The organism is Rhabdonatronobacter sediminivivens (assembly GCF_013415485.1).
In the GTDB taxonomy this organism is placed as follows: domain Bacteria; phylum Pseudomonadota; class Alphaproteobacteria; order Rhodobacterales; family Rhodobacteraceae; genus Rhabdonatronobacter; species Rhabdonatronobacter sediminivivens.
In genome coordinates, this window is sequence record NZ_JACBXS010000083.1 from 1 (window position 1) to 5,629 (window position 5,629).

General features: G+C 63.7%; 4 protein-coding genes and 3 pseudogenes. 5 read left to right on the forward strand and 2 right to left on the reverse strand.

Features of this window, described 5'->3' with window-relative positions:
- Positions 1 to 71 precede the first annotated feature (71 nt).
- A pseudogene (locus tag HUK65_RS17910) lies at positions 72 to 1,877 on the forward strand (ParB/RepB/Spo0J family partition protein); the annotation flags it as partial.
- Positions 1,878 to 1,926: 49 nt separating this feature from the next.
- On the opposite strand, the pseudogene HUK65_RS17915 reads toward HUK65_RS17910, so the two are convergent.
- Both HUK65_RS17915 and HUK65_RS17920 read right to left on the reverse strand, forming a co-directional pair.
- Positions 1,927 to 2,463: pseudogene (locus HUK65_RS17915) on the reverse strand (efflux RND transporter permease subunit); the annotation flags it as partial.
- The gene (locus HUK65_RS17920; RefSeq protein WP_179907623.1) at positions 2,394 to 2,786 is read right to left on the reverse strand and encodes a penicillin acylase family protein; all 393 of its coding nucleotides are present in this window, start codon (positions 2,784 to 2,786) and stop codon (positions 2,394 to 2,396) included. The gene HUK65_RS17920 and the pseudogene HUK65_RS17915, both read right to left, overlap by 70 nt.
- Positions 2,787 to 3,011: 225 nt before the next feature.
- On the opposite strand from HUK65_RS17920, the gene HUK65_RS17925 reads away from it, so the two are divergent.
- The 4 genes and pseudogenes from HUK65_RS17925 to HUK65_RS17940 form a co-directional block, all read left to right on the forward strand.
- A complete protein-coding gene (locus HUK65_RS17925; RefSeq protein WP_179907624.1) occupies positions 3,012 to 3,293 on the forward strand; it encodes a WGR domain-containing protein in 282 nt (93 codons plus the stop codon).
- Positions 3,294 to 3,335: 42 nt separating this feature from the next.
- The gene (locus HUK65_RS17930; protein WP_179907625.1) at positions 3,336 to 3,584 is read left to right on the forward strand and encodes a FitA-like ribbon-helix-helix domain-containing protein; all 249 of its coding nucleotides are present in this window, start codon (positions 3,336 to 3,338) and stop codon (positions 3,582 to 3,584) included.
- Positions 3,585 to 3,587: 3 nt separating this feature from the next.
- Positions 3,588 to 4,010, forward strand: a complete 423-nt coding sequence (locus HUK65_RS17935) for a type II toxin-antitoxin system VapC family toxin (protein WP_179907626.1) — start codon at positions 3,588 to 3,590, stop codon at positions 4,008 to 4,010.
- Positions 4,007 to 5,551 (forward strand): annotated as a pseudogene (locus HUK65_RS17940) (DNA methyltransferase); the annotation flags it as partial. The gene HUK65_RS17935 and the pseudogene HUK65_RS17940, both read left to right, overlap by 4 nt.
- Between the last annotated feature and the right edge of the window lie 78 nt (positions 5,552 to 5,629).

The following is a 5,629-nucleotide window of genomic DNA, read 5'->3' on the forward strand; positions in this document are numbered from 1 at the left end:
GTCGGAGCGTCTCATGCCCAAGGTATGACACACCCTGCAGCCGTTGGGAATCTTGCGTCAGGTGACGAACACTAGCCGAGGACGATTCACTTGCAGAAAACATGCAGCGCGTCGCCCTGCACCCGCTCGACCAGTTCCGCGCGTTTGTGGCGCTGCGCGACAAGGGTCAGAGCGATGCAGAGATTGCTGCAGCCTTCTTCGTGACGCCGCAGATCGTGAAGCAGCGCCTGAAACTCGCTTCCGTCGCCCCTGCCCTGCTTGAGGTCTATGCCGAGGATGGCATGACGCTGGAGCAGCTCATGGCCTTCACCGTGAACCCCGATCACGCGCGTCAGGTTCAGGTCTGGGATGTGATCCATTCATCCTGGAACAAGGAGCCATTCCAAATCCGGCGCATGCTGACAGAGACCTCGGTCCGGGTCTTGGACCGGCGCGCGGTCTTTGTGGGTGCTGATGCCTATGAAGCGGCTGGTGGCACGATGCTGCATGACCTCTTTCAGGGCGATGACGGTGGCTGGCTCGAGGATCCTGCCCTGCTCGATCGGCTGGTGACGGAAAAACTCCAGGCCGAGGCTGAGACGGTTGCAGTTGAGGGCTGGAAGTGGATCGAGGTCGCGCTTGACCTGCCCTACGGCTACAGCCACGGTCTGCGGTCCCTGTCCGGCGATCCGGCACCGATGACGGATGACGAAGGTGCGGCCCATGCCAAGCTGCTCGCCGAGTATCGGGCGCTGGAAGAGGAATACGTGGGTCAGGATGAAATCCCCGACGAGGTCGACACGCGGCTTGGCGTTTTGGAAGCGGAGATGGAAAAGATCGAGACCCGGCCGTTGATCTTCGATCCGTTGGAAATCGGACGGGCAGGGGCGTTCGTCACGCTCGACCGCTACGGCGCGCTGGCCGTCTATCGCGGCTATGTGCGGTCAGAGGATGAGCCTGTTGAGGAGGCCGCGGTCCAGGATGGTACTGATCCTGCGGTAGCGGGGCAGGGGGATGATCGTGGTCTCGCCGATGGCCATGGCAGTGCCGCTCATGGCGGAACCGTCATCATGTCGGGTGGCCAGCCGATCGGAGCTGACTTGCCGGAGGATGAGGACGACGGGGCGTTGAAGCCGCTGCCCGAGCGGTTGGTCATGGAGTTGACGGCCCACCGGACGCTGGCTCTGCGTGAAGCGATCGGGCGCTCGCCGGATGTGGCGTTGACGCTGCTGCTGCTGAAGCTGGTGACGGACACCTTCCGCACCTCCTCTGCTTCGGGCAGCTGTCTCGAAGCCTCAGTGCGTCAGGTCTACATGTCGGCGCAGGCGCTCGATCTGAAGGACAGCGTGGTGGCAAAGCTGGTCGACGAGCGTCACGCGGAATGGGAAGCCGATCTGCCGCTTGGCGATGATGCGGCACTCTGGGACTATCTGACGATCCTCGACCAGGGCAGTCGGCTGGCCCTGCTGGCGCATTGCCTCAGCTTCGGCGTCAACGCGCTGCATGAGAAGGTGAACCCCTACGGGGCGGGCATCTCTGCAGGGGGTCTGACCCGGCGTATGGCGCATGCCGATCTCGTGGCGCGTGCCACAGGTCTCGACATGGTCGAGGCGGGCTGGGAGCCGACGGTCGACACCTATCTCAACCGCGTGCCCAAGGCCCGGATCCTTGAGGCCGTGCGGGAGGCGAAAGGGGAGGGGACTGCCCAACTCCTCGATCACCTGAAGAAAGGCGAGATGGCCAGTGAGGCCGAGCGCCTGCTGAAGGGCAGCGGCTGGTTGCCCGAGGTCCTGCGCCGGAACGATCTCGTGGCGCTGGACGGTGAGGACTGTGCCGAAGGGCAGGGGGCGGATGTCTTCGAGGTGGCCGAGGAGCCGAAGCCCGGGCAAGCGAGGTGATCTCGCCCGTGATGCCCAGCACCAGATCGGTTTCGTCACCGCGCAACCGGCCCGCCTGCACCTTTGCGTCGGCGGCGCGGATCGCGGCGGAGACTTCATCGGCGGTCAGACCAAGGGCGGCGGTGCGGTCGGGGTTCAGGGTGACCAGCACCTCCTCCTCTGGCGACCCGTGCAGATCGACCAGGCTCGTGCCCGGCACGCGGCGCAGCCGGTCGGCCAGCGCCTCGGCCTCACGGGCAGCGCGGGTGACGCTGAACCCTTCGGGCATGGTCAGGGCAAAGATCGCAGCATAACCGCCAGCGCCATCGCTGTCGAAGTCTGGCTCCAGAACGCCCGCCGGAAATTCACGCTGCGCATCAGCCACCGCATCGCGGACTTGCGACCAAAGCTGCGCGATGGTCTCGGGAGGGACGGCTTCGACCAACTCGACCGAGATGACCGAGATGCCTGTCGCCGAAGTCGATGACACCTCGGCAATCTCGGGGATTGTACGAAGCTCGGTCTCGATCTTGGCGGTCACCAGCGCCTCGAGGCGATGAAGCCTTGGCTCGGGTTCACGCTGTGCGGCAGGTCGCGGCCATCCCACAGCCTGCGCCAATCGCGATCCGACTGTTCGGGCGAGGTGATGATGTCGAACCCCTGTTCCGGGGCGCGCGCCGGAACGCGGGCTGCTGTGACGGCACCTACGTTGCCGGCGTCATCCGCCGCGAGGAAGGTCAGTGGCGGAAAGGCAAAGCCCTCTACCGCCGTTTGAAACTCTGGCACGCTTCGTGCGCGCATGGCTTTCAGCAGCGCGGTCGTCTCATCGGTCACGGTGTGGCCTGTCCAGCGCACCGCAAAGGTCCCATCGGTATCCGACAAAAGATCGAGGTCGGACAGGATCGGCCCATAGGGCGTCTGACGCGTCACGCGTCGCGCATCTGGCAACATGCTCGATGTGCTCCCGGTGGGCGTCCTCGTCTTCCCGGGCAATGGCATCCAGGAGAACCTCGCCGACAAGGCCAAGAAGCTCGGCATCCCGGTCATGAAGTTCGAGAAGGGGGCGTGAGCCCCCTTTTCCCCTTCGCGGGGAAATCGAGGTGGAAGCGCAGACTTCCACCTGATATTGTGGCAGAAACCTTACCCGATCACTACATGTACCACAGCTCGATCCAGCTCGATGTCTTCCCGACCGACGTGCAGATGCGCCGGATCGATCCGGCGCGCAACATGCGCCGCTTCTATCGGCTGAGTGTGCAACGCGACCTCTTCGGTCGCGCCAGCCTCGTGCGCGAGTGGGGCCGGATCGGCTTTCGGGGGCAGATGATGGTCGAGACGCACCTTGATGAAGGCAAGGCCGTCACCGCGTTGATGAAGCTCGCAGCGGTGAAGAAGCGGCGGGGTTACGAAGCCCTGCATTCCTGCGATTGGACTTGATCGCAGTGATTGCGATGATTACACTCCTTGTAGGAGGACATCATGGCAAGCATCACCATCCGGAATCTCGACGATGACGTGAAGCGGCGCCTTCGCATCCGCGCGGCAGAGCATGGCCGTTCGATGGAGGAGGAGGCGCGCGAGATCCTGCGCCACGTCGTTGGCGAGGCAAAACCCAACCACGATCTCGCCGCGGCGATCCGCGCGCGTGTCGCGCCTCTGGGCGGCATTGATCTGGACCTTCCGCAGCGAGAGGCCATGCGCGAGCCACCCGCATTCGACCGGGTCTGACGCATGATCATCCTCGACACGAACGTCATCTCCGAGCTTTTGCGCCCGGCCCCCGAGCCCAGGGTCGAGCAGTGGCTGTCGGCTCAGGACGGACTCAACGTCTACCTGACCTCGATATCGGAGGCGGAGCTGCGCTATGGCCTCGCGATCATGGGGAACGGCAAACGCCGCGCTGCGCTGGTTGATGCGGTGGACCGGATCCTGCGCGAGGACTTGGCCGGGCGCATTCTGCCCTTCGACAGCAGCGCCGCCCAGTCCTTCGCCACCATAGCAGCAGCACGTCGCGCCGCCGGGCGACCGATCGCCCAAGCCGATTGCCAGATCGCATCCATTGCCCACGCCTGTGGTGCCAAGGTCGCCACGCGCAATACGCCTGATTTTGAGGGTTGCGAGATCGACCTGATCAACCCTTGGACAGCCGCATGAACGCCGTTGAAATCGAGCAAGCCGTTTCCGAACTCGCCGAGCAGCCCTTCGACGCGGCCGAGTTCCCCTATGCCTTCCTCATGGCCTTCGGCAACAAGGACACCACCATCAAGCGCCTGCGTACCGGCGCGTCGAACAAGTCCGATATCGGCGGCATTCTGCAGACCAACAACATCCACCTTGCGACCTGCGCCCCGGGAGACATCGCGGCGACCCTGACCGCCCTTCGCGACAGCCCCGCCACGACCCGCGCCAAGGCGAAGTTCATCCTCGCCACAGATGGCATCGACCTCGAGGCCGAGGATATCACCACCGGCGAGACCATCGCCTGCCGCTACACCGATTTCCCCGACCATTTCGGCTTTTTCCTGCCGCTCGCCGGCATCTCCACCGTCAAGCAAATCCGCGAAAGTGCCTTTGACATCCGCGCGACCAGCCGCCTCAACCGGCTCTATGTCGAGTTGATCAAGGACAACCCCGACTGGGGCAGCGCCGAGAAGCGCCATGACATGAACCACTTCATGGCGCGGCTGATCTTCTGCTTCTTCGCCGAAGACACCGACATCTTCGTCAGTGACAACCTGTTCACCGCCACCATCGACCAGATGGCCAACCGCGACGGATCGAACACGCACGAAGTGATCGGCGAGATTTTCCGCGCGATGAACACCGCCATCCCCAAACGCGCCGAGGCCAAGCTGCCCCGCTGGGCCGACACCTTTCCCTATGTCAACGGCGGCCTCTTCTCGGGCAGCACCGATGTGCCGCGCTTTTCCAAGATCGCGCAGCGCTACCTGTCCCACATAGGCAGCCTCGACTGGACGCAGATCAACCCCGACATCTTCGGGTCGATGATCCAGGCCGTCGCGGATGAGGAGGAACGCTCGGTCCTCGGCATGCACTACACCTCCGTGCCGAACATCCTGAAGGTGCTGAACCCGCTCTTCCTGGATGACCTGCGGGCGGAACTGGAGGCGGCGGGCGACAACGCGCGCAAGCTGGCCAATCTGCGCGCCCGCATGGCCAAGATCCGCGTGTTCGATCCGGCCTGCGGGTCGGGCAACTTCCTTGTCATCGCCTACAAGGAAATGCGCGCGCTGGAATATGAGATCAACAAGCGCCGGGGCGAGCCGCAGCGCCGCACCGACATTCCCCTGACCAACTATCGCGGGATCGAGCTGCGGGATTTCTCGGCCGAGATCGCGCGGCTGGCGCTGATCATCGCGGAATACCAATGCGACGTGACCTATCGCGGTCAGAAAGAGGCACTGGCCGAGTTCCTGCCGCTGGACGCACAGAATTGGATCACCTGCGGCAACGCCCTGCGGCTGGACTGGCTGTCGGTCTGCCCGCCCACGGGGACGGGGGTGAAGTTTCAGGCCGATGACCTGTTCATGTCGCCGCTGGATCAGGCGCAGATCGATTTCGCGAACGAAGGGGGCGAGACCTATATCTGCGGGAACCCGCCTTATCTGGGGTCCACATGGCAGAGCACGGAACAAAAAGAGGATTTGCAGCGTATTTTTGATGGGCGGACGAAAAGGTTCTGTCGCAAATATTACGGGCATTCGTGTAGCCCGGTATGATGCGGCGCTGTATGAGGTGACTTGACAGAGATG